Source organism: Pseudidiomarina sp. PP-1MA, from assembly GCF_041200125.1.
GTDB classification, from domain to species: Bacteria; Pseudomonadota; Gammaproteobacteria; order Enterobacterales; family Alteromonadaceae; genus Pseudidiomarina; species Pseudidiomarina fusca.
Genome location: NZ_CP165718.1, coordinates 1,284,479 through 1,308,194, shown reverse-complemented (window position 1 = coordinate 1,308,194; position 23,716 = coordinate 1,284,479). Strand labels below are relative to the sequence as shown.

At 47.2% G+C, this 23,716-nt stretch carries 26 protein-coding genes and 1 tRNA gene; 15 read left to right on the top strand and 12 right to left on the bottom strand.

The genetic code is table 11. The features are described 5' to 3' along the window. The first annotated feature begins 50 nt into the window (after positions 1-50). Genes AB8S08_RS06290 through AB8S08_RS06275 form a run of 4 tightly spaced genes read left to right on the top strand, consistent with a single transcriptional unit; the run spans position 51 to position 1,425 of the window. A complete protein-coding gene (locus tag AB8S08_RS06290) occupies positions 51-401 on the top strand; it encodes a DsrE family protein (protein ID WP_369744154.1) in 351 nt (116 codons plus the stop codon). A gap of 13 nt (positions 402-414) precedes the next feature. Continuing rightward, the gene (locus AB8S08_RS06285) at positions 415-762 is read left to right on the top strand and encodes a hypothetical protein (protein WP_369744153.1); all 348 of its coding nucleotides are present in this window, start codon (positions 415-417) and stop codon (positions 760-762) included. Next, positions 746-1,108, top strand: a complete 363-nt coding sequence (locus tag AB8S08_RS06280) for a hypothetical protein (protein ID WP_110075044.1) — start codon at positions 746-748, stop codon at positions 1,106-1,108. Before AB8S08_RS06285 ends, AB8S08_RS06280 begins: the two co-directional genes overlap by 17 nt. Beyond that, positions 1,096-1,425 (top strand): TusE/DsrC/DsvC family sulfur relay protein, encoded by a 330-nt coding sequence (locus tag AB8S08_RS06275; RefSeq protein WP_110075043.1) that lies wholly within the window; start codon positions 1,096-1,098, stop codon positions 1,423-1,425. The genes AB8S08_RS06280 and AB8S08_RS06275 overlap by 13 nt, the downstream gene beginning before the upstream one ends. Before the next feature lie 75 nt (positions 1,426-1,500). Here the strand turns inward: AB8S08_RS06275 and serS are convergent, their stop codons facing one another. From serS to lrp, 6 genes are all read right to left on the bottom strand, one after another. Then, a complete protein-coding gene (serS, locus tag AB8S08_RS06270) occupies positions 1,501-2,793 on the bottom strand; it encodes a serine--tRNA ligase (protein WP_369744152.1) in 1,293 nt (430 codons plus the stop codon). Between the two features lies 1 nt (position 2,794). Next, positions 2,795-3,184: a fluoride efflux transporter CrcB gene (gene crcB / locus AB8S08_RS06265; protein ID WP_369744151.1), complete on the bottom strand. Its 390-nt coding sequence runs from the start codon at positions 3,182-3,184 to the stop codon at positions 2,795-2,797. Continuing rightward, positions 3,174-4,514, bottom strand: a complete 1,341-nt coding sequence (locus AB8S08_RS06260) for a replication-associated recombination protein A (protein WP_369744150.1) — start codon at positions 4,512-4,514, stop codon at positions 3,174-3,176. The genes crcB and AB8S08_RS06260 overlap by 11 nt, the downstream gene beginning before the upstream one ends. Then, positions 4,501-5,142, bottom strand: a complete 642-nt coding sequence (gene lolA, locus AB8S08_RS06255; protein WP_369744149.1) for an outer membrane lipoprotein chaperone LolA — start codon at positions 5,140-5,142, stop codon at positions 4,501-4,503. The genes AB8S08_RS06260 and lolA overlap by 14 nt, the downstream gene beginning before the upstream one ends. 52 nt (positions 5,143-5,194) lie before the next feature. Then, positions 5,195-7,717, bottom strand: coding sequence for a DNA translocase FtsK 4TM domain-containing protein (locus AB8S08_RS06250; protein WP_369744148.1), 2,523 nt, complete (start codon positions 7,715-7,717; stop codon positions 5,195-5,197). 127 nt (positions 7,718-7,844) lie between these two features. After that, positions 7,845-8,336 (bottom strand): leucine-responsive transcriptional regulator Lrp, encoded by a 492-nt coding sequence (gene lrp, locus AB8S08_RS06245; protein WP_110075037.1) that lies wholly within the window; start codon positions 8,334-8,336, stop codon positions 7,845-7,847. Between the two features lie 142 nt (positions 8,337-8,478). On the opposite strand from lrp, the gene ald reads away from it, so the two are divergent. The 4 genes from ald (at position 8,479) to infA (ending at position 11,808) form a co-directional block, all read left to right on the top strand. Beyond that, positions 8,479-9,606 carry an alanine dehydrogenase gene (gene ald, locus AB8S08_RS06240; RefSeq protein ID WP_110075036.1) on the top strand — a complete coding sequence of 376 codons (1,128 nt, stop codon included), beginning with the start codon at positions 8,479-8,481 and terminating at the stop codon, positions 9,604-9,606. Positions 9,607-9,746: 140 nt separating this feature from the next. Then, on the top strand, positions 9,747-10,706 hold the full coding sequence (trxB, locus tag AB8S08_RS06235) for a thioredoxin-disulfide reductase (protein ID WP_110075035.1): 960 nt from the start codon (positions 9,747-9,749) through the stop codon (positions 10,704-10,706). A gap of 28 nt (positions 10,707-10,734) precedes the next feature. Beyond that, on the top strand, positions 10,735-11,427 hold the full coding sequence (gene aat / locus AB8S08_RS06230) for a leucyl/phenylalanyl-tRNA--protein transferase (protein WP_369744147.1): 693 nt from the start codon (positions 10,735-10,737) through the stop codon (positions 11,425-11,427). A gap of 162 nt (positions 11,428-11,589) precedes the next feature. Then, positions 11,590-11,808 (top strand): translation initiation factor IF-1, encoded by a 219-nt coding sequence (gene infA, locus AB8S08_RS06225; protein ID WP_008489926.1) that lies wholly within the window; start codon positions 11,590-11,592, stop codon positions 11,806-11,808. A 19-nt stretch (positions 11,809-11,827) separates the two neighbouring features. Here the strand turns inward: infA and clpA are convergent, their stop codons facing one another. Both clpA and clpS read right to left on the bottom strand, forming a co-directional pair. Further along, positions 11,828-14,107, bottom strand: a complete 2,280-nt coding sequence (gene clpA / locus AB8S08_RS06220) for an ATP-dependent Clp protease ATP-binding subunit ClpA (RefSeq protein ID WP_369744146.1) — start codon at positions 14,105-14,107, stop codon at positions 11,828-11,830. A gap of 39 nt (positions 14,108-14,146) precedes the next feature. Continuing rightward, positions 14,147-14,461, bottom strand: coding sequence for an ATP-dependent Clp protease adapter ClpS (gene clpS / locus AB8S08_RS06215; protein ID WP_110075032.1), 315 nt, complete (start codon positions 14,459-14,461; stop codon positions 14,147-14,149). A gap of 243 nt (positions 14,462-14,704) precedes the next feature. On the opposite strand from clpS, the gene cspD reads away from it, so the two are divergent. After that, positions 14,705-14,917 carry a cold shock domain-containing protein CspD gene (gene cspD / locus AB8S08_RS06210; protein WP_110075031.1) on the top strand — a complete coding sequence of 71 codons (213 nt, stop codon included), beginning with the start codon at positions 14,705-14,707 and terminating at the stop codon, positions 14,915-14,917. A 57-nt stretch (positions 14,918-14,974) separates the two neighbouring features. On the opposite strand, the gene yejK is transcribed toward cspD, so the two are convergent. After that, positions 14,975-16,018 carry a nucleoid-associated protein YejK gene (yejK, locus tag AB8S08_RS06205; protein ID WP_369744145.1) on the bottom strand — a complete coding sequence of 348 codons (1,044 nt, stop codon included), beginning with the start codon at positions 16,016-16,018 and terminating at the stop codon, positions 14,975-14,977. 71 nt (positions 16,019-16,089) lie between these two features. Here yejK and AB8S08_RS06200 point away from each other — a divergent pair, with 71 nt between their 5' ends. From AB8S08_RS06200 to AB8S08_RS06185, 4 genes are all read left to right on the top strand, one after another. Then, complete coding sequence (locus AB8S08_RS06200) at positions 16,090-16,314, top strand: DUF1414 domain-containing protein (RefSeq protein ID WP_110075029.1); 225 nt, start codon at positions 16,090-16,092, stop codon at positions 16,312-16,314. Positions 16,315-16,329: 15 nt separating this feature from the next. Then, positions 16,330-17,955, top strand: a complete 1,626-nt coding sequence (locus tag AB8S08_RS06195) for a DUF3413 domain-containing protein (protein WP_369744144.1) — start codon at positions 16,330-16,332, stop codon at positions 17,953-17,955. 67 nt (positions 17,956-18,022) lie between these two features. After that, positions 18,023-18,099 (top strand) — tRNA-Pro (locus AB8S08_RS06190). A gap of 159 nt (positions 18,100-18,258) precedes the next feature. Then, positions 18,259-19,641, top strand: coding sequence for a tyrosine-type recombinase/integrase (locus tag AB8S08_RS06185; protein WP_369744143.1), 1,383 nt, complete (start codon positions 18,259-18,261; stop codon positions 19,639-19,641). A gap of 60 nt (positions 19,642-19,701) precedes the next feature. Here AB8S08_RS06185 and AB8S08_RS06180 read toward each other — a convergent pair whose 3' ends face one another. From AB8S08_RS06180 to AB8S08_RS06170, 3 genes are all read right to left on the bottom strand, one after another. Further along, entirely contained in the window at positions 19,702-20,286 is a 585-nt protein-coding gene (locus AB8S08_RS06180) for a hypothetical protein (protein WP_369744142.1), read from the bottom strand. A 190-nt stretch (positions 20,287-20,476) separates the two neighbouring features. Then, positions 20,477-20,950, bottom strand: coding sequence for a hypothetical protein (locus AB8S08_RS06175; protein ID WP_369744141.1), 474 nt, complete (start codon positions 20,948-20,950; stop codon positions 20,477-20,479). A gap of 625 nt (positions 20,951-21,575) precedes the next feature. Continuing rightward, positions 21,576-21,872, bottom strand: coding sequence for a hypothetical protein (locus AB8S08_RS06170; protein WP_369744140.1), 297 nt, complete (start codon positions 21,870-21,872; stop codon positions 21,576-21,578). Between the two features lie 411 nt (positions 21,873-22,283). Here AB8S08_RS06170 and AB8S08_RS06165 point away from each other — a divergent pair, with 411 nt between their 5' ends. Together AB8S08_RS06165 and AB8S08_RS06160 are read left to right on the top strand one after the other, a co-directional pair. Next, a complete protein-coding gene (locus AB8S08_RS06165) occupies positions 22,284-22,856 on the top strand; it encodes a recombinase family protein (RefSeq protein ID WP_369744139.1) in 573 nt (190 codons plus the stop codon). Between the two features lie 620 nt (positions 22,857-23,476). Beyond that, the gene (locus AB8S08_RS06160; protein ID WP_369744138.1) at positions 23,477-23,698 is read left to right on the top strand and encodes a hypothetical protein; all 222 of its coding nucleotides are present in this window, start codon (positions 23,477-23,479) and stop codon (positions 23,696-23,698) included. The last annotated feature ends 18 nt before the right edge of the window (positions 23,699-23,716 follow it).

Here is a 23,716-nt window from a genome sequence, read left to right as displayed (position 1 = left end):
GTTATCTAGCAGGGGCTCCCGCCCCTGCTGCTCAATTTGAAGCTCTTGCTATGGCCCAATTTGTTTTAGCCTTACATACTTCCCCAAATGCCGCTCAACCAGCTCATTATCGTAGTTTACTAGCTTTACGCTTTGCTCAGGCTGCCGTGACTGCTGGCCACCGTATTAGCCAAGTGTTCTTTTATCAAAGTGCGGTATTACATGGGCACGCTGCCGCCGCGCAAGATATTGCCACCCAATGGCAGGCATTTGCACAACAACATCACATTCCCTTGGTGCTTTGCCATACCGTAGCCGCTACCGAGTATCAGCTCGAGCAACTTGCTGAGGGGTACAGTAACGGTGGTTTAACAGAATTTGCCACGGCGGCAGCCGCCGCCGACAAAGTTGTTCAATTTTAAGCTGAGGTTGCTTGTGAGTTTCGCTATTATTCAAACGAGTCCAGTCAACCACGCGGCCATCTGGCATGGTCAAGATATGCTGTTGGCGTTAGCTAGTGTAGATCTTAATCCACAACTTATCTTAACTGGCGCTGCAGTACAGGCATGGTTGAGTAACCAAGATCAACAACGTCATGGCCAATCACTGCATAAGAGATATGCGTTATTAGAGCTGTTTGACTGTCCTAACGTATGGATTCAAGCCAGTGAGTACCTAGCTGCCGGTGGCCCCGACAGCAACTGGATAGCTACGGTAGAAGTGATAGATGACGAGCTATGGAGCGCTCGCTTAGAGGAGTTTCAACATGTCCTACGCTATTGAGGGCTTATCCGAGACAATCGATACTCAGGCTGCGAGCAATCCCTTATGGGTTTTGCGCACTTGGCCTGATGCAGCTTGGTGTCAGCAGTGGTTAACTGCAGCAAGCCAAGTTATCTTATCGGAACTTGCCTTACTTGAGGTCTGGTATCACCCTGAGCGCATTGATGAGCTCCCGGCACGACCATTAGCGCTGCATACAGAAATTCAACTACTGCGCCAACAGCAGCCTGAATTAGCGGAGTTAGAGCTGCCTATCACGGTGATTCAGATTGGAGACCAACGTTGGGTGGAACTTACCTTGGAATGTCAGCCAGTCATTTTATGGGAGCAACCATGTTCGAATTAGAGGGTCAGCAATATGCTACCGACCAACACGGCTATTTAGCTGATTTTAGCCAGTGGTCGCCGGCTTTAGCTGAGCATATTGCCGAGCTAGAAGGTATTGCGCTTAGTGATGCCCACTGGGAAGTCGTCCATTTCGTCCGTGATTTTTACCAACAGTACGATACCAGTCCTGCGATGCGAGTGTTGGTTAAAGCCATAGGCAAGAGCCTAGGCGCAGACAAAGCTAGTAGTATGTACCTTTACAAGTTGTTTCCTAAAGGCCCGGCCAAACAAGCCACACGAATTGCGGGGTTACCCAAACCAGCCAAGTGCATTTAAGCTTTCGCCATAAACAACAACGCCAGCGATTCATGTTTTCGCTGGCGTTGCTATCAACCTAGGTTGTCCACCACTTTACCGCAATTCAGTAGCGCCACCTAAATAAGGCTGCAAGGCTGCTGGAATAGCTACCGAGCCATCAGCTTGCTGGTAGTTTTCTAACAAGGCCACCAACGTACGTCCTACCGCCAACCCAGATCCATTTAAAGTATGCATCAACTCAGGCTTCTTCGCTCCTTTGCGACGGAACCGTGCTTGCATTCTGCGAGCTTGAAAATCTTGCATGTTAGAGCAAGAACTGATCTCACGATATTTCTCTTGGCTTGGTAGCCATACCTCTAAATCATAAGTTTTGGCGGCACCAAAGCCCATATCGCCCGTACACAAAAGCACTTTACGATACGGCAGTTCTAAGCGTTGTAGAACGGTTTCAGCGTGCGCGGTGAGCTGCTCTAAAGCTGTCATCGAATGCTCCGGTGCAACCAACCACACTAATTCAACTTTATCAAACTGATGCTGACGGATTAAGCCACGTGTATCACGCCCATGAGACCCTGCTTCGCTACGAAAACAAGGAGTATGAGCTACGTATTGCAATGGCAGTTGAGCTTCGTCGGCAATCTCATCACGCCACATATTGGTTAAAGGAACTTCAGCGGTCGGAATCAAAGACAAAGGCACTTGATTCTCCGTGGCACCTTGCACATGAAATAAGTCTTCACCAAACTTAGGCAATTGTCCGGTTCCAAACAAGGTTTCATGGTTCACCAGATATGGCACATAAGTTTCTTGGTAACCATGTTCATTAGTATGTAAATCAAGCATGAACTGGGTTAAGGCGCGGTGTAAACGGGCAACCTGACCTTGTAACACCACAAACCGTGCACCGGCTAGTTTGGCTCCAAGTTCAAAATTCATCCCCTGCTGTAAACCTACTGCAACATCCACATGATCTTTCGGTGCAAAGCTAAACTGGCGCGGTGTACCCCAGCGTGCCACTTCTTGGTTATCGTCTTCATTAGCGCCTAACGGCACCGAGTCATCGGGTAAATTAGGAATGCCAGCAATGATACTATGCAGTTCATCTTGTACCTGCTGTAACTCCGCCTTGGCCGTATCTAAGTCCTTACCCAGTGCATCTACAGCAGCTAACAAAGGGGCAATGTCTTCACCTTTGGCTTTGGCTTGGCCCACGGCTTTGGCACTGGCGTTACGCTCAGCCTGTAGTGATTCAGTACGCACTTGTAAATCTTTACGGCGTTGTTCTAATTGCGCTAAGCCAGCAACATCCATGGTAAAATTACGGGTGGCTAGCAATTTAGCTGCGGTTTGCTCTAATTCACTACGAAAAAACTTAGCGTCTAACATGTTAATCCCAGATATTTAAATAATAAGGTTTTAGCCACAGCGCTATCAGCACTGCCGCCAGACAACAAATAAAATTAGCAGCTGCATGAATCGCAGCTTTAAATAGTTCGCCTTGTTGGGCTAGCTGCACAACTTCTACCGAGAAAGTTGAAAAAGTAGTAAAAGCACCGAGCAACCCGACTCCTAGAAAGAGCCACCAAGACTGATGAATGCTTTGCTGTTGTTGCCACACCAGCAGCATTGCCAACAAGAATGACCCCAATATGTTAACGGTAAGTGTTGCGAAAGGGAACGTTTTACCAAGGATATGTGGCAACAGTAACCCTACCCCATACCGAGCCATAGCACCGATGGCGCCGCCTAAGCCTACCCAAACCCAGTTAGTCAACATCACTGCGTCGCCAATTGCTACGTTGATCTTGTTCACGCAACCACTCTAGTTTAGCTTTTAGTTGCTGCTCTAAGCCGCGGTCGTTAGGGCGATAAAGCTGTTGATTGGCAAGAACTGCAGGCAAATAACGTTCACCTGGAACAATCGCTTGTGGATAGTCATGGGCATAACGATAATCGGCACCGTAGCCATCAGCTTTATGCAACGCTGTGGGTGCATTGGTTAAATGCTTAGGTACAGCTAAATCTGGATAATCTGCCGCCAGTTGCTTGGCTTGGTTAAAAGCTTGATAGACAGCATTACTCTTGGGCGCTAAGGCACAATAAATCAAAGCTTGCGCAATCGCCCGTTCGCCCTCGGCTGGGCCTACTCGGGTAAAGGTATCCCAAGCATTTAAAGCCAACTGTAGCGCACGTGGGTCGGCGTTACCAATGTCTTCAGAGGCAATCGCAAGGACACGTCGTGCGACGATCAAAGGGTCGCCGCCGCCATGCAAAATTCGAGCATACCAGTAGAGTGCGCCATCAGCAGAAGAGCCGCGAACTGATTTATGCAAAGCTGAAAGCAACTCATAATAAGCATCACCCTGCTTATCAAAGCTTGCTTGCCGCCCACCGACAGCCTCCTTGACTAAGGCTAAGCTCAGTTCAGACTCGGTGGCCGCATCGGCACTAATTTCTAAGTAATTCAGGGCACGCCGTGCATCCCCAGCAGCAGCATGCAATAAATACTGCAAGGCGTCGTCGCTAAGCTGCAAGTGGCGTTCACCCAAACCGCGTTCAGAGTCGGTTAAGGCCTGCATGATGACTTTTTTAATGGCCTCTTCATCCAGACTCTGCAATCGGTAAATGCGGGTCCGCGACAGCAGCGCGTTGTTGAGTTCGAACGCCGGGTTTTCAGTGGTGGCCCCCACGAAAATGATCGTGCCATCTTCTATGTGAGGCAAAAAAGCATCTTGTTGACTTTTATTAAAGCGATGTACTTCGTCGACAAACAGTACCGTGCGCTGTTGCCGTTGCAGAGCTCGCTGCTTGGCCGTTTCGATAGCTTGGCGAATATCTTTCACCCCGGCAGTTACCGCACTGATTCTATCTAATTGGGCAGCGCCGCTGGTTGCCACCAGCTCAGCTAAGGTGGTCTTACCGGTACCAGGCGGCCCCCATAAAATCATCGAGTGCAACAGGCCCTTGCTGATAGCTTGATAAAGCGGTTTTTCTGGCGCTAACAAATGCGCTTGACCGATGTACTCAGCCAAACGCCGAGGTCGCATCCGTGCCGCTAATGGCCGAAAATCAGGGTCGAACGCCAAGCGCTGGTTAGCGTTGGTCATCCACATCTACTCCAGCCGGCACTTTAAAGGTAAATAATTGCTTGGCGACCGCACTATTAAGCTTCACGTCGGTTAGCTCAATGGTACTCATTTGTCCTTGCCCATCATCAAGGATAATTCGGCTCAATGGTGCCTTTAGATCCGCACCGGCAAACACCAACTGCAAACTTTGCGGGCTCTGTGCTTGGTCATTTGGTTGCAATGCAAAACTATTGTCAGCCATTTTAACCTCATAATTTGCCCAAGCTGTCGCATCAGCATCAAGCAATAACAACAACGGACTTTGCTCCACTGCTTCTGCTTGTTGATAGACAGTAACCTGTTCAACAAAGGGATTGTAGTACCACAAATTAATGCCATCTGCGACCATCAGGGTTTCATCAGGAGCATCGGTTTGCCAATACAAATAATTAGGACGTGCGAGCGCCATGCGACCATGTAATTGCTGTACCAAATCGCCGTTCATATCGGTAACTTGCTGACTAAAGTCTGCTTCGAGTGTGGATACTTGCGCTAAGCGCTCTAACAGCGCATCACGATCGGCATCGTTGGCCGCAACTGGCTGCAACGCCTGCTGTACAAGTGCAAAGACACCAACTGAGTAGACTACTAGGGTTTTAAACGTCATTTTTTACCTTCTACCTTTTTGAGTGAGACCAGCAATGCTTAGCTAACAAGCCTTAATCGCGTGGAGCGCGCGGCGCAATAACGTCACGCTGGCCATTGTTGCCGGCACTACTAACGACCCCACTTACTTCCATTTGTTCCACAATTCGTGCCGCCCGATTGTAACCAATTCTGAATTTGCGCTGCACGCTAGAGACGGATACTCGACGTGTTTCGGTTACAAAAGCAACAGCTTCGTCGTAGAGTGGATCACTTTCTTCATCACCCATGTCTAATTGTTCGCCAGGCAACAGATTGTCTTCATCTAAGCCGCCCTTGAGAATTTCATCCAAGTAATTAGGTTTACCGCGTTTCTTCCAATCAGCGACCACTGCATGTACTTCGTGATCATCCACAAAGGCACCGTGAACTCGCGTTGGTACTCCGCTGCCGGGCGGTAAGTACAACATATCCCCTTGCCCTAATAGCTGATCAGCACCGGGCTGATCCAAAATGGTGCGCGAATCGATTTTAGACTGCACCTGAAAGGCGATACGCGTAGGAATGTTTGCTTTAATGAGCCCAGTAATCACGTCTACCGACGGACGCTGAGTTGCAAGAATCAAATGAATTCCTGCTGCCCGCGCTTTTTGCGCAATTCGAGCAATCAATTCTTCTACTTTTTTGCCAACAATCATCATCATGTCGGCAAACTCATCAATCACCACCACAATACTTGGTAATTTTTCTAAGTAAGGTGGTAATTCGTCCATCGAGTCCCCTGGTTTCCAGATCGGATCGCGCAAGGGTTCGCCCGCTTCAATGGCCTCTAACACCTTTTGATTGTAACCTTTCAAGTTACGTACACCCAAGGCTGACATCAGTTTGTAGCGGCGCTCCATTTCTCCCACACACCAACGCAGCGCATTGGCCGCATCTTTCATGTCGGTGACCACTTCGGTAAGTAAATGAGGAATCCCCTCGTACACCGACAGCTCCAACATTTTTGGGTCGATCATGATTAAGCGGACATCATCAGGTGAGCTCTTATACAGCAAGCTCAAAATCATTACGTTCACACCAACGGATTTACCCGAGCCGGTGGTACCCGCGACCAATAAATGCGGCATCTTAGCTAAATCAACTACAACCGGCGCACCAGATATACCTTTACCTAGCACCATGGTTAGCGGAGATTGGCTTTGTTGGAACGCATCACAGGCTATCACTTCACTGAAAAATACCGTTTCTCGAGATTTATTAGGAAGCTCTAAACCGACGTAGGATTTGCCTGGAATAACTTCGACAACGCGAACCGAAATAGCCGAAAGTGAGCGCGCAATATCCTTATCTAAGTTTGAAATCTTAGACACTTTGACACCAGGCGCTAAATCAAGCTCAAACCGGGTAATCACTGGGCCTGGTTGAACATTCGCGACCTTCACTTCCACCCCAAAGTCTTGCAGTACAGCCTCAACGGTTTCACTGATTTGCTGCAATTCAGCTGGTGTTAATGGGTTACCCGTGCGATTAGGACGGTCTAATAACTCAATCGATGGTAATGGATCTATCGGGCCCTGATTTGGTTCTTCGTTAGCATCATCATCCGCGGCTGACGATACTGCCGTATTCGCCCCAAGCTCAGTGTCCGGCTCTGGTTGCACAGCGTTACTAGTACTCAAAGAGGTCGCGTCAGAATTCACCCGTACTGGCTCGCGCGGTGGTTGGAATCGGCTCAGATCATCGGTGGCTTGAATACTTGGCAAGTCAAATGTTTCATCTAATTCTGGCTCTACTCGCGCACTAACAGGAGAGTCAATCGCTCGGCGGTTTGCTTTGTTAGCTGTGTCAGCGCCTTTCTTATTAAGCGCAGCATCGCTCTCATTGCTATTTTCGGTATCACTATGTTCTGTATCGCTATCTTCTGTATCAATGATGCGCTGCGCCGCTTGGCGCTCTGCCGCTTGTTGCTTGCGCTGTTGCGCTTGACCTTGTAACTTCATCATCGCCCAAGCCCAGCCGCGCTGACTTTGGGCGGCTAGCCATAATGCTGCGGTAATGGTCCACTCACCTAACTTATCGGCTAACCAAATCCAACTAACACCGGTAACTAAGGTCAAGCCGGTACAGAGAAAAGTTAACAGTAATAAGGTCGTGCCGATCAAATTAAAATAGGGTAACAGCGATTGGCTAATAACGTTTCCCACTACCCCGCCGGCAGAAAAAGAAAAAATATTAGCAAAATTTAAGGAAGCTAAGGCTGAAGCACCGATCAGCGTCAGGACTAAACCAATCAGGCGCAATCCTACCGCCAAATAGTCCAGCTCTAATAAACGGTGGGGTTGCCGAAACATCAAATAGCCCAAACCAGCCAGAGCAAAGGGGATTAAATACGCAACATAACCCAAGGCAAAGAGCAAAGCGTCGGCAAACCATGCGCCAATGGCGCCGGCATGATTATGAATGGTGCCTTCAAATCCCGTTTGCGACCAACTAGGGTCGGCCGGATGAAAGCTTGCTAACGCCAGAAACAAAAATACCGCAAAGGCCCCACATAAAATAAGGCCAACTTCCAACATGCGTTGTACACCGCTCATTTAAGACCTCGCGGTTGCTGCTGTTTTGCCATGGTATCGATATCCTTGCGCTTAGCGTTATAATTATTTTATCCCCTATTGTAGCGTGCTTGTGCGGGTTATTCAGCTATTTAGTAGGGTTCTTTTGTTAACCTTTAATCAAGACCTTATTATCAGCTTTAACTTCTTCCATCACCACGTAAGTACGTGACTCATTGACCCCTGGCATGGTTAAGATAGTTTCGCCTAATAACTTGCGATAAGAAGGCATATCTGGCACTCGTGCTTTAATCAGAAAATCAAAATCACCGGCAACCAAGTGGCATTCTAGAATTTCCGGTGTTTTTTGCACCTCAGCGCTGAAATCAGCAAACGCATCAGATGAGGTTCTACTCAAGGTAATTTCTACAAATACCATTAAGTTAGCCCCTAATTTAGCGGGATTAATCCGAGCATGATAGCTTTCAATGACGCCCTCTCGCTCAAGTTTACGCACCCGCTCGCTGCAAGCCGTTGGGCTAAGCCCCACCCGCTGGGCTAAATGCACGTTACTAATACGCCCCTCAGCTTGCAAGATGCGTAGAATCCGCCGATCGATACGGTCGACCGTGATTTCTATTGGAACTTCCGGACTAAACATTGTTTTTCTCTATTTAGCGCATGTTAATGCTATTTATACACTAATTCCTGCGTCAAAAAAAGTACGAAACACACCCCTGCTTTCTACTATAATGCCCGCCATTATCCATTGTTTTACAGAATCAACCAAAGAGGCTTGTTCCATGCTTATCGGTGTACCAAAAGAGATTAAAAACCACGAATACCGCATTGGCTTAACCCCCGCTGCAGTGCGCGAGTATGTTGCTCATGGCCATCAAGTTATGGTTGAGCAAAATGGCGGCTTAGCGATAGGTTTTACCAACGAAGATTACGAGCAAGCCGGTGCCACTATTGTTGCTGACCCAAAAGATATCTTTGCCAAGGCTGAAATGATTATCAAGGTCAAAGAACCGCAACCACATGAATGTGAACAATTGCGTGAGGGTCAGATTCTTTATACCTACTTACACTTAGCGCCAGACCCAGTACAAACTGAGTTGTTAGCAAAAGCTGGCGTAACTGCTATCGCTTACGAAACTGTAACCGATCGCAACGGTGGCTTACCTTTGCTTGCTCCGATGAGTGAAGTAGCTGGCCGCATGAGTATTCAAGCAGGTGCACACCACCTTGAAAAAGCCAATGGCGGCAGCGGCACCCTGCTTGGCGGCGTGCCTGGCGTAGCTCCTGCAAAAGTCCTGATCTTAGGTGGCGGTGTGGTTGGTACTCAAGCAGCTAAAATGGCTGTTGGCATGGGTGCTGACGTTACTATTCTAGATCGCTCATTACCGCGGTTACGTCAGTTAGACGACATTTTTGCTGGCCGCGTGAAAACCATCTACTCAACGGTTGATGCGGTAGACACCTACTCGCGTGAAGCTGATTTAGTGATTGGTGCGGTACTTATTCCTGGAGCCGCAGCGCCTAAGTTATTAACCCGTGAACACCTGAAAAACATGAAGCCAGGTTCAGTGGTTGTCGACGTAGCAATCGACCAAGGTGGCTGTTTTGAAACCTCTAAAGCAACGACCCATCAAGATCCAACCTATGTGGTTGAAGATGTGATTCACTATTGTGTGGCTAACATGCCAGGTGGCGTTGCTCGTACGTCCACCATTGCCCTGAACAATGCTACCTTGCCATTTGGTTTGGCATTAGCTAATAAAGGTCTGCAAGCATTAGCGAATGATCCACACCTGCTGAACGGTTTGAATATGCATCAAGGTAAAATCACCTATAAAGCGATTCACGATGATTTAGGTGCGCAATTAGGTCTGGAATACCTAGACCCACAACAGGCGGTTGCTGGTTAAATTTCACCTTTTGTCAACCTATTAAGCCAAGACCCGCAGCGTGAAAACCCTGCGGGTCTCTTGTTTCTTAGGGTTGCAAACCCTACAATCAGGCCATATACCTAAGAAATAATTTGAACGCATAACGGAGTACATTTTTCATGGCTACAGCCAAACATTGTCGTCTTCTCATTTTGGGTTCTGGCCCAGCCGGATATACCGCTGCTGTTTATGCAGCACGAGCCAATTTAAACCCAGTGCTAGTGACAGGTTTACAACAAGGTGGACAATTAACCACCACCACCGAAGTAGAGAATTGGCCAGGTGATCCTGAAGGTTTAACAGGTCCTGATTTGATGGTGCGGATGCAGCAGCACGCGGAAAAATTTAATACAGAAATCATTTTTGACACCATTAATAGCGTTGATTTTTCTACTAAGCCGCTCAAGTTATTCGGTGATAGCGGCGAATACACTGCCGATGCGGTGATTGTAGCTACTGGCGCGTCAGCTAAATACCTAGGCTTAGAATCAGAACAAGCTTTTATGGGCAAAGGTGTTTCTGCTTGCGCAACCTGCGATGGTTTCTTCTATCGTAATCAGAAAGTTGTCGTTGTTGGTGGTGGTAATACTGCCGTTGAAGAAGCTTTGTATCTTGCTAACATTGCTAGCGAAGTTCATGTTATCCATCGTCGCGATAGCTTCCGTGCTGAGAAAATTTTGGTCGATCGGTTAATGGAAAAAGCAGCCAACGGTAACGTGACCTTGCATTTACATAAGACCCTCGACGAAGTCCTAGGTGATGATATGGGCGTTACTGGAGTGCGCGTAAAAGACACTCAAACCGGTGCCTTGAGTGAGATTGAGGCTATGGGCTGCTTTATTGCCATCGGCCATCAGCCAAACACAGGTATTTTTGCCGATCAGTTAGACATGCAAGACGGTTACATCAGCGTGCAATCGGGTACCCACGGTAATGCCACAGCGACCAGCGTACCTGGCGTCTTTGCGGCCGGTGATGTGATGGATCATATTTATCGTCAAGCCATTACCTCGGCAGGCACGGGCTGTATGGCGGCACTAGACGCAGAACGTTATTTAGACGGCTTAACCAAAGCCTAAGTTTAGTTCAAGACGACTAGGGCAAAACGTGATTGCACATCTTGCAAGCGATTCTATTTGGTTTCCATCACCACGTTTTGCTCTAGCTGATCCTAACGGCTTGCTCGCCGTTGGCGGTGATCTTGCCCCCGCTCGTTTAATCGCTGCTTACCAACAAGGTATCTTTCCGTGGTTTGGCGAGGACGACCCCTTGTTGTGGTGGAGCCCGGATCCGCGCTGTGTGTTTAGTCCAACCTCCCTCCACGTCAGTCGCTCGATGCGTCGATTTATCCGCACTACGAACTTGCAGGTCACCATCAATCAGGATTTTGCCGGGGTGATCCAAGCTTGTGCTGAGGTACACGCACAAGCTGAACGTGGGGTCTGGATTCATCCAGAAATGATCGCGGCTTATCAGCAACTGCACCAATTAGGCCACGCCCACGCCATTGAGGTATGGCAACAAGGTCAGTTGGTCGGCGGTTTATACGGCGTTGCAGTCAACAACCTTTTTTGTGCAGAAAGCATGTTTCAAAGGGTCACCAATGCGAGTAAATTTGCGCTGCTGCGTTTTGCGCAGGCATTTTTTACAGCTGGTGGCAGCTATATTGATGCACAGATTATGAATCCACACACAGCTTCCTTAGGTGCCTTTGAACTCGCCCGGGCGGCTTATTTAACTGAACTTGCACAGCCGCAACGGGCAAGCGTCAAGCAATTTTGGCAGCAAGCTCAGCTTTAAATCATGGCTAAACGGCATTATCAGTGGCATTTATTGTCAAAAGCGGCTAAAATTCTGGCCACTTTTCGCACGGGGATGTCATCAGCGCGAGCGGTTAACCTCTTAACCACCTTCATCATACCCGGCAACGCATATATAAACGATAAAATATCGAGGATTTGAATGGCAAAAGAAGACAGTATTGAAATGCAAGGTACGGTACTAGATACCCTACCTAACACTATGTTCCGTGTTGAGCTAGAAAATGGTCACGTGGTGACTGCGCATATTTCTGGCAAAATGCGCAAACACTATATCCGCATTTTAACGGGTGACACTGTCACGGTGCAGCTTACCCCGTATGACCTAACCAAAGGTCGGATCGTCTTCCGCGCTCGTTAATAGCACCACCGAGCCCTGCTTAACTAGCAGAACTCGGGGTGGTTTCGCGCTCACTAATGGCGAGGTCTAACTCGCCATTTTTCGTACTAACAGCCACTGCCCCACCATTGCTTAAACGGCCGAACAGGATTTCGTTAGCTAATGGCTTTTTCAGATATTCCTGAATAACACGAGCCATCGGCCGCGCGCCCATCGCTTTATCATAACCTTTTGCTGCTAACCATTTCACCGCTGCTTGATCTAGAGTCAGCGACACTTGTTTTTTGTCTAACTGCACTTGCAGCTCACAAATAAACTTGTCGACGACTTGTTCAATCACTTCGGTATTCAAATGGTTAAACCAAACGATGCTATCGAGGCGATTACGAAATTCCGGCGAAAAGGTTCGGTTGATTTCTTGCATGGCATCAGGAGCATGATCTTGTTGCTGAAAACCAATACTTTGGCGCACAGTTTCTTGCACGCCAGCATTGGTGGTCATCACCACAATAACGTTCCTAAAATCCGCTTTACGGCCGTTATTATCAGTAAGGGTGCCATGATCCATCACCTGCAATAAGATGTTGTAGATATCGCTGTGCGCTTTCTCTATTTCATCTAACAGTAACACTGCATGCGGATGTTTTATCACCGCATCTGTCAGCAGCCCACCTTGCTCGAACCCTACATAGCCCGGCGGTGCACCAATTAACCGGCTAACGGCATGGCGTTCCATGTATTCAGACATGTCGAAACGCAAGAACTCAATGCCCATGGCCTTAGCTAGCTGCTGCGTGACTTCAGTTTTACCAACACCCGTTGGCCCGGCAAACAAAAACGAACCAATAGGTTTTTGTTCATGACCTAAACCAGATCGAGACAGACGAATGGCTGCGGTTAATTGGTCAATAGCTTGGTCTTGCCCAAACACCACCAGCTTTAGGTTACGATCGAGATTTTTCAGAATGTGTTGGTCTGAACGAGACACCGATTGCTCTGGAATACGGGCAATCTTGGCCACAATCGCCTCAATATCGCCAACGCCTATGGTTTTCTTGCGTTTCGACGGAGGCAATAGCCGTTGGCTGGCACCCGCTTCATCAAGCACATCGATAGCTTTATCTGGCAACTGGCGGTCGTTAATGTAACGTGCGGCTAATTCAGCAGCCGCTTTGATGGCCGGTTGGGTATAACGAATTTGATGGTGCTCTTCGTAACGTTCTTTCAGCCCCATTAGAATGCGGGTGGTATCTTCCACCGATGGTTCGCTGACATCAATTTTCTGAAACCGACGTACTAATGCCCGATCTTTTTCAAAAATATTTTTAAATTCACTATAAGTTGTAGAGCCTATGCATTTTAGCTCGCCGTTTGAGAGTAACGGTTTGAGCAGGTTTGAGGCATCTAGTACCCCACCACTGGCAGCACCGGCGCCAATAATGGTATGAATTTCGTCAATGAAAAGAATCGCATTAGTTTGCCCGGCTAATTCTTTGAGTAATTGTTTAAAGCGCTTTTCAAAATCACCGCGATACTTGGTGCCCGCTAGCAAGCCGCCCATATCAAGGGAATAGATCACGGCATCAGCCATCACGTCTGGTACTTCATGATGCACAATGCGGTAGGCCAAACCTTCCGCAATAGCAGTTTTACCTACGCCTGCCTCGCCCACCAAGAGAGGGTTATTCTTGCGTCGACGACACAGCACTTGAACACACCGTTCTACTTCGTACTCACGGCCAATCAAAGGATCAATACGACCATCTTTGGCACGTTGGTTTAAGTTGCTGCAAAAGCGGCTGAGAAAGCTCTGTTCTTCATCGGTATGATTATCAAGGGTTTCGCTAGCGCCGTGCTCATCGCTTTGGTTGTTAGCTTCATCCTCTAGCTTAGTCAGCCCATGAGATAAATAATGCACCAAATCGAGGCGCGTAATGTCGTGTTTGTTCAGGAGGTACACGCCATGAGATTCTTGCTCACCAAAAATGGCGACCAAAACGTTAGCACCGGTCACTTCGCTATTACCAGCCGACTGCACATGAAACACCGCGCGCTGCAACACCCGCTGAAAGCCTAAGGTAGGTTGGGTCTCGGTATCCGCGCTGTCATCGTCAAAACTCGGTGTAGTGCGCTCTACATAGCCTAATAACTCAAGCCTAAACTTAGTGAAATCCAAACCGCATGCGCGCAACGCTTTGCTGGCTTCAGGATTATCCAATAATGCTAGGAGTAAATGTTCAACGGTCATCAACTCATGCCGATAATCTCGTGCTAAACGAAATGCATCGTTGAGTGTTACTTCTAAAGCTTTGTTCAACATATCAACTCCTTATACCCAAACAACCCAACATTCTTATGCTTAGGCTAGTTCCATGCCACATAACAACGGATGTTGATGTTCGCGCGAATAGTGATTTACCTGCGCAACTTTCGTTTCAGCTATCTCGGCTGAATAAATACCGCAAACGGCTCGACCTTTGTAATGAATGGTCAGCATGGTGTCGGTAGCTCGCTCCTGGTCCATCCGAAAAAACTTGATTAATACTTCTACCACAAAATCCATCGGAGTGTAGTCATCATTATGTAAAACCACTTTATACATGGGTGGCGGCTTTAACGCCTGCTTGTCTTCAGTATGCACTTCACCCTGGTGATGATGATTTGGATGACTCATCGATAACCCTTTCTCTTATATATAGTATTAAATTCAAAAAATGGCTTAACTTTAAAAAAATAAGCTGTTCGGTTACTAACTAGACAAAAAACGCCTTGACTATCCGCAAAAGTCACCTATTGTAAAACATGGCGTTAACAAAAAAGAAATTCAAGACCTGCGCTTATGCATACTGGTTTCTTTTTTCACGATGCCATTCTAACAATAACTAAATCTTAAATGCAGAATAAAGGAAGTAGAAGTATGGCAACCGGTAAAGTGAAGTGGTTCAACAACTCTAAAGGGTTTGGCTTTATCGAGGCGGAAGATCGCGAAGGTGATATCTTCGCGCATTATTCAACCATTGAAATGGATGGATACCGCACTCTGAAAGCTGGCCAAGATGTTGAATTCCAACTAGAACAGGGCCCTAAAGGTTTACACGCAACCAATATCATTCCCGTTCAAGGTAAATAGCCCTGCCGTGGTTAGATAATGAAACCTTCACAAACGCCGGCTTTCGCCGGCGTTTTTTTAACTATCAATGCCAAAATACCGCCGCAGTTGATCGCGTAAGTTAGGTGGTGTGCCATGAATGGTTAAGGTATCTGTGTGTGGGTCATACTTAACCCGTTCATTCAACAGAGTTTGTTCAAAACCAACACTCAAACCACCACCTTGCCCTTGAAATTTAACCAGTTTTCGTAAGGTGGAACGATCTGTTAAAACTTCCTCGGGCAGGGCTTGCTCTTGGCTACCGGCAAAATCAGCAAAACTGCGCTCCAATGGCACTTGAGCCTGCAACTGTTCAGACAAGTCCTTAACACGCACTGGTTCGCCTTGTTGCCATTGATTGTCACAGATGTCGTACACCGATTGACGAACTTGACTCGCCTGCTCAGCAGCTAATTGTGACTCTTGGACGAACTTTTGCACACTTTCAACCAAGTGTTGTGATTGTTTTTTCGGGTTGGCAGCCTCGGCACAGCCCAAAAAGTCCAAGAAAAAGTCTGAAACTTTGCGCCCCACTCGTCCCTTAATAAAGGAAATGTAAGTGACTGAATCCGGCTCTTGCTGCCACTCACTGATATTAATAGTGGCAGCTAATTGCACTTTGCTGATAGCTAATTGCGACGAACGGTCAACAGATAAATCTGGGGCTATGGTAACGCCATCTTGAAACGGCAAAAAAGCCACCACGAGATAATCTTCACCGCGGTCGGTATAGCTCGCCATCAATAAAAAGCCAGCCTCTAAGATACCGTAATGCTGCAATTGCTGGTGCAAAATTTTAGCGGCTTGCTGCGAAAAATCGACAAATTCTAGTTGTTGACCTAACCACCCCGTAAGTAAGTGCGGAAACTCACTAAGCTGATGCGGCTCGGCATCCTCATCATTGGCGCTTAAAAATCTAGCGTACCCCTTGCTTGGCTTGGCTTGGTATACATCGGTTAACTCAGTCAGTAAGAGACTAACTTCATCGTTAATCGGTAAAGTTGCTGGAGCTACGCGCAGTCCAATTTGGCCGTCATTGGTATAAAACTGATGAATAATGCTATGTTTTACTTCTGCGTACATGGTCACCCTTGTATTCTGTTGCAGTGCCTGTGGTAAGATGACGCTATTCTATCAGATTGAGACAAAAAACTATGCCTATTGTGTCCAAATACAACGCCGACCAACAACAGCAATTACTCGACGACGTGTTAGCCGTATTCAGTCAACACCAAGCGCCTACGGATCTTATTTTAATGACCTTAGGGAATGCCGTTAGTAATACCATTCAAGCTCGTTATCACCCTGACGATACGCATAAGATTGCTGAACAATTTGGTAAAGTGCTGTTACAATCACTAGCATCTAATAAACAATAATCGCTAGAGCTTACTATGAAGCAACGTAAACAACGCAGAGACAAAATAGCTCGCTTAATAAGCTGGGGCCATTGGTTTACGTTTTTTAATATTCTTTTAGTATTAGCTATTGGTACCTTATATATAGAAGCATCTGCTGCGCCAGGGTCTGCACTTGGCGTTATCTACCTGATAGTAAATTGGCTTGGCCATTTTGCCTTTTTACCCTTTATTGTTTTTATCATTCTGATTTTTCCGTTCTGTATTTTTATTCCGATATCACGAGTGCTTCGGGGCATCGCCACGTTAGTTGCTAGTTTTGGCTTGATCGCTTTAGTTGCTGATGCTTTGTTTTATCGCCAATACGGCTACCATTTAAATACCTATTCACTCAGTCAACTGGCAAGCGACGCTGAATCAGCTTTTGCCGGCGCTAGTTTTTTAATTCTCTTAGGCATGCTACTTATTTTTGTGGTGTTGTTGGTCTTTGAGCTAGGCCTGTCTAATATCGCTTGGAAGCGCCTAGATTCATTACAACAAAAGCATTGGGGACCAACCTTTGCTAGCATCTTTGTCGCCTGTTTTTTAGCAAGTCATAGTATTCACGTGTGGGCAGATGCGGTGTTTTACACTCCGATAACCAAACAAGATGATATGTTTCCGTTATCTTATCCAACTACCGCAAAAACCTTAATGAGCAAGCACGGCTTGTTGGTGGAAGAACGCCAAGCCATTACCCAGAATCTGATCCGCACCCGCGCTGATATCAATCTGCAATACCCGCTTAACGAGCTGATGTGCTCGCGCCAGAGCAACCCTAACGACACCTTGTTAATTGCCGTGGATAAGCTAACGAGCAGCCAAGCAGCTAAGCTTATGGAGCTTTCCAGCAGCCCAGTAAAGGCGGCTAGCTTACGAGAGTTTAGTAGCGTTGCCACGCCGGTACTCGGACAAACCCATGTCAGCGCAGCACTGTTTGAATTAACTTATGGCTTACCCGATTTGTATCAACGCGCGGTGCAGCAAGCCAACACCCCACCGGCCTACCTAACCGTTTTGGAGAGCTACGGCATTGAGCTTCGTGCCGATGACGAATTTGCACTTGCGGACATCACCTCAAATAACCCGAACGCAAGCCTCGAGCTGCTCTATTATCGCCAAGATCAATGGGCGGAATTAGTAGCCCAGGTTAAGATCGCACTCACTGAGGTACAGAACCAACAACTACAGCTCATTATTGTGGGGCTAACGCCAGCAGTATCTAGTGGCACTGAGACTTATGCCATCAACAACCTGCAGGTGCCTTTGTTGATCAGTTCAAACCTGTCATGGCAAGCTCAACCCTTGGTGCTACTATCGGATATTATGCCCTCGGTGTTGCACAGCTACATGCGCTGCGCGAACGAGGCCGCAAGTTACTCGGTGGGCGTGAATATGACCGAGAAAGTGAGAAAACTGCCATTGATGACGAGCTACGGTACTGATTTAGTCATCTATCAAGAACAGATGACGTCGGTGATCGAAGCGGATGCTAATATTCGAACCTTTACCAACGATACTTATGAACCTTTAGCTGGGGTGGTTCCGGCAACCCCTATTCTTGTAGACGGTATTCGCAAGCTCAAACGCTTCAGTAATAATAACACGGCTGCAATTGATTAAATAACCCGCAGTTGAACGGTGCAGAGCTTGCTAAAGTTGAATTTATCAGTAATATAACGCCCTCGGTCGGCGTGTGGCGCAGCTTGGTAGCGCACTGTCATGGGGTGTCAGGGGTCGCTGGTTCAAATCCAGTCACGCCGACCAACTTTCTCTCAGCTCTCTCCACTATTGACTTACAAGGCATTAAGCATTAAAAATGCACCCATTCTGAGCAGCTAGTATAGCACCGTAGGGTCACTTTCTGGGTCACCTTTCGGGTCACTACGAGCCTCATACGCATCTAAATTGAGTGTTAGTAAACGAATGGATAAGAAGCACCTTAAGCGTCAATCATCTGGCTTGTGGCTCTACAGGCGTAAAACCCCTGTCCAACTGAAAGACAAGTACGATTCAGCCTACATACAGTACACACTGCACACGCACAGCCATCATGAAGCTATCATCAAGCGCAATAAGATAAATGCTGATATTGAGATGGAGCTACATCACGCTAAGCAAGGCAGCACAGACAAGTCTAAGTTCTTTTACTACTACACTCCTTGGAGACGGGAGCGTATAGAGCGTGAGTCTGAGCAGCAGCAAGACGACAAGCATCACCCGATGGAGATTGCAGACGTTGAGGTCATAGTCGAAGACCCTGACGACAAGCACAACCCAACTGTTCACGCTGCGTGGAATGCTGCAATGACAGGTAATATCCCTGATGAATTCCAGCCCACTATCAAAGAACTGGCAGATGAATGGTCGAGTTGGGCTGTCGATAAGAAAGACGCTAAGTACATCTCAGCATTAAAGACATACGTTAACGCATTGGTAGCCTTCTTGGGCAATGATGAACTCCCCTTCAATGTGTCGTCAGGACAAGCACAGCTGTTCATTGATGAACTATTAGCGCAAGGCAAGTCAGCTAACACAGCAACGCATTACAAGAGCAAGCTACAGGAGTTGTGGCGCTGGTCACTGACTAGGGAAAAGACTAAAGGCGGTAATCCTTGGCTGAACACGAAGGTTGAAGGTAACCGTAAACAATCTAAGTCAGAACATTTCAGGAACTTCACTGACGCTGAGCTGAAACACATATTAGCTGAAACAGAGTACGACAAGTTAAACACGGCAACGTGGAAGTACCCATACGCAATGCACATACTGACACGCCTGCTCCCCTTCCTCGGAACACGTCTCAGTGAACTAGCCAAGGCTAAAACAGAGCAGTTCGTAGAGATAGACGGTCACCTTGTCTTTGAGGTCAGAGAAGGTAAGACCGTGAACGCTCAGAGCATTGTCCCCGTCTGCCCTACCGTATCGCATCTCGTTCATGACGCTATCAAAAACGCTGGTGATTCACCTTGGTTGTTCCCTGATATAGCCACAGCAGAGATAGGCGTTAACGAAGCGGTCAATAGCATATCATCGAAGTTCGGCAAGATAACGAAAGGGTTTGCGAAAGTTGAAGGCTACAAGACAGGGCTACATTCATTCAGAGGACACTTTGCGACAGCACTTGAACAGATCGGTTGCCCTGAAGACATAGCAAGCGTTCTAGCTGGACATAAGCGACTATCATTGACTTACAGCCTTTACAGCAAGCACAGTGACAAGGATAGACTGTGGCAGTATATCGAAAGGATACACGAGGCGGACTGTATGAAGGTGCTAGTTCCTAAAGTCATTGACACTGCTGCTTAACAGGCTCGCGTACACATGCATGTGCTTTTATAAGGAAATGTGGGCTTACTTCAGAACAAATTATTCTGTGTTGCCGAGCCAGTCACCTTCAATCGTGTATTTGCCATGAAACGCATGACTACCTTTCCAATAGTTAGCAAGAAGCTGCTTGTAGATACCCCCAAGCTCTGACATTGCATTACAATATTCACTCCAGAGAGCGTCAGTCATTGGCCTTTCTGGTCGTGTATCACCCTTGTTTAATCCACATGGGTATCTCGCCCACGACTCTAAGCCATCCTCGAGAGCCTTGAGTGAGTCAAGGATGTGTGACAAGTCGACCAAACCCGTACCGATGAGTTCAACTGCAAGCTGCTCTAATGAGTGACTCTTCAACCTTGCATTCAACTTTCCGTTCTCAATCCACTGAGGGTTACTATAAACTAGCAATCCCTTAAGCGCGTTCTCCATAGCAAATCCTGCAAGCAGGAATGAAGCTCTACTAGAAACATCAATCTGCCATTGCTCTTCGCCATCAGAGTAATGTGTAAGCTTAGAAAGACCTTCACGTTGACGTACGTTCACAGCTTGTTCATGGAGGTTGTCCGCTACTAGAAACCAAGAGTGAGGAACTGCGGACTCTTCGAACTGTTCGTTAGTTATCATAATTAATTCTGCTCCGACACAGCGCATTATATGGCAGCTCAATGGTTGACGTTTTAGCTAGCATAGTAGTCAAGATTATTTAGGGTCAAAAATCTGAACGCGTATTCAACCTTCATGTAATCTTGACTCCCCCCCCCGAGGGGGCTCGATACGCATACAGACTGGGATGCAGTTGCCTCTCAGGTTAGGCCTAACGCCATTCTGAAAGAAGTGACTGAATACGAACAAAGTCAGGTCTCAACTTTGCTTCATGATTGACTAGTTTTTCAACCTCGCCTAAGTTTTGCTGCTCGTATTGGCAACGATTAAAGTAGCTCTTTAACTTTGAGCTCATTGACTTTGTCATTCGCCCTGAGGCGCTCCCCCATGCAGCCCAATACACAATATGCACGAGTGCCTGACGATGCTTACTTTCTAGTCTCAATACATTCGCAAGTTGTTCGTTAACAGTCGATAAGAGCACGAAGGCCTGCTTTGATGTAAAATGCCCTATCGGTGAGTTAATGTGCTTGGCATACGCTGATTGCTGCTCATGAAAATAGTACCAAGCATCGTCATAGTTGCCAGACTTCACTGCCTGCATTCCTTTGTGCTTAGCTTCTGCGGCCAAGCCTAAGTAATCGTATATGCCATTGAGCTTTTGGGGCTTCATTGGGCTACGCATACTCAATCCTTTCTGTTGCCATCACCTTGCAAGTCTATCTCAATTTTACAAGACAACAAGCCTGACATCGCGGTGTAGCTATGTGTCATACGACTAAAAGGCTACATGACAGGAATACATTCATTCAGAGGACACTTTGCCACAGCACTTGAACAGATCGGTTGCCCTGAAGACATAGCAAGCGTTCTAGCTGGACATAAGCGACTATCATTGACGTACAGCCTCTACAGCAAGCATAAGGACAAGGATAAGCTGTGGCAGTACATCGACAGGATACATGAGGCAGATTGCTTGAGGTCATTAGTGCCTTGCGTAGATGAATACACGCCTCAGGTCGGCTCTATTACTGCTAATTGCGCTTAGTTCGACTTCGCCATCTACGGTAAAGCTCGTTCAGGTTAAGTCCAACCCCAAAAAAGTTGGGCTTCACGTCTACAATATCGTCTCGATGAGCTTTCTGGGTATCTACCTCGTTCCCCTCAGCTTCAATACGTTCAACATTGTCGAGCGTTGCAAAGTCAGGTTGGTCAGTCTTATTGTCTTTGAGAACGACATCCTTTGAGTTCTTAATGTCAAACATTGGCACTAGAGCCCCTCCTTTTGTTTGAGCGTAACGACATTTATATTAGCTAGGTGAGTAGAGGTACTGCCTAACCAAAACAACAGAAGGCTTCAGGTCAAACACCGTCCCGTCTGGGAAGGTAACTTCCTTATGAATAGGCATTGACTGCATGTAATTACGGGCAGCCACCAACCTTGTTACTCTATCTGCCTTAATGGCTGTGCCAACATCACTAAATCGCATTCCTGAGACGTTGACATCGGAGCTACCTACTACATCTATTGCTATGTCAGCTCCAGTGACAGAACCGCCTTCAATCCTGATGTTACTACTGTTCTCGATGCGAATCCCTGCCGACATTGCTCCACCTCTAGCTGTTACATACCAATCAGAATGTACTCCACTCCTTACCCGTTGGCAAACAGTCGGCTACAACGTCATAGGAAGACATCTCGCTGGTGTTACTAACTTGGTTTATTTCCAACTAAAAATCTGTGAATGGATATACACAACGGTGAAGTCGGAAGTTCCCCCGTACGGGTGCTTTGTGTTAGATGTGCAAGAACCTTAACTCTTTCGTCATAATCACAGAGTCATTCAGTAGCCATCTGAACATGCTGCAAGATTGCCACATCGCTCGAAGGCAGCATCTCAACTAGGTACAGCGTAGCGATACACATGCATGAGACATAAAAAGTGTATCAAATAGATTGTCTTTTGAATTCTGATACAGTATAACTCACTACATCTAGACCCAAGTGAGACACAATCATGCAGACAATCGCCTACGTTCGAGTATCAACAGCAGACCAAAACACTGAGCGCCAGCTTGATGGCTTAGCGTTCGACCGTACCTTTACCGACAAGTGCTCAGGCTCAACGACAAACAGACCTGCGCTCAAACAGTTAAAGGAGCATGTCAGGGAGGGCGACACGGTTGTAGTGCATAGCATTGACCGAATGGCTCGTAACCTTGAAGACCTGCTAGAACTGATTAACTATTTCAACGACAAGGGCGTACAGATACGCTTCATCAAGGAGAACATGACCTTTGGGGGCGCTGAAGCTAGCCCGATGCAGAAGCTCATTCTGTCAGTCATGGGCTCAGTCGCTGAGTTTGAGAGAGCTATCATTCTGGAGCGCCAGCGTGAAGGTATTGCTCAGGCTAAGAAGCGAGGCGTTTACAAGGGGCGTAGACCTACCGTTGACCGTGAACAGGTGCTTGAGTTGCATCGTCAGCGAGTCGCTAAGGCTCAGATAGCTAAGCGCTTGGGCATTGGTCGAGCTACTGTGTACCGTATCTTGGATGAGCAGAGCAAAGAAGCAAACGTAGAAGCCCCGTAAAGACGCCTAAATGAGCCTGTAAGATCGTGTAAGCGCTGAGGCTATACGATGGTAGCGACATGCTTGTAGCCGATCTTACAGAGCTTCCTAGGCGTTCACTTGTCTCACCCTGCTTAAAATCTCAGGGGCTGACACGGTGACTATCATAAAGCAGCCACACAGCAACGCCTATAGAACGACTCAGAGCCTTGTAAATAAAGGGCTCAGTTTCAGGTCACGCACCTATGGGTGGGAAACTAAAAGAAAAACTCAAAGTCTTACTATGCAAGAACTTCTGGTGACTACCTCACTTACCTCTAATCGTTGGACTATCATGTCTGACCGACCTGTCATCTTAAGGGGGCATGACAGGAATCGTGGGGGTAAGGGGGCGAACTCTAAGTCATCTTAAGGTCTTCCCTTAAGTCTTCTCAGAGTCTTGATATAGGTAATAATCAATAATGATTAACACTAAACATGAATTACAGGTCTTCTTTAAGATGACTCTAGGTCAATCAGAGGTGGCATTAAGCTCATCCTAGAGATAACTTAAAGACAACCTGATGCACTCTAAACTAAGGCAAGTTGTAAGTCATAATCTGTCAGCCACTATCACAGGTTACGCTTACTTAGCTTCACCCATGCCAGTCCCCTTCTGTGCTTGCAATAGCCAGTACATCGACGCTAAGTATACTCTACTGCACTCAGTCACCAATGGCGGTGAGTCGATGGGAAATGCGTACAAGGCCGATATTGAAGCGTTTGATGCCTTGCGTTACTTGTTCAAGCAACTCACAGCAAGTAATCACGCAAACAGCGCCAGCGCTCGCCATAGAGCCCCACATGACCTAAACAACGAATAAGAGAACATCTAGCCTCAG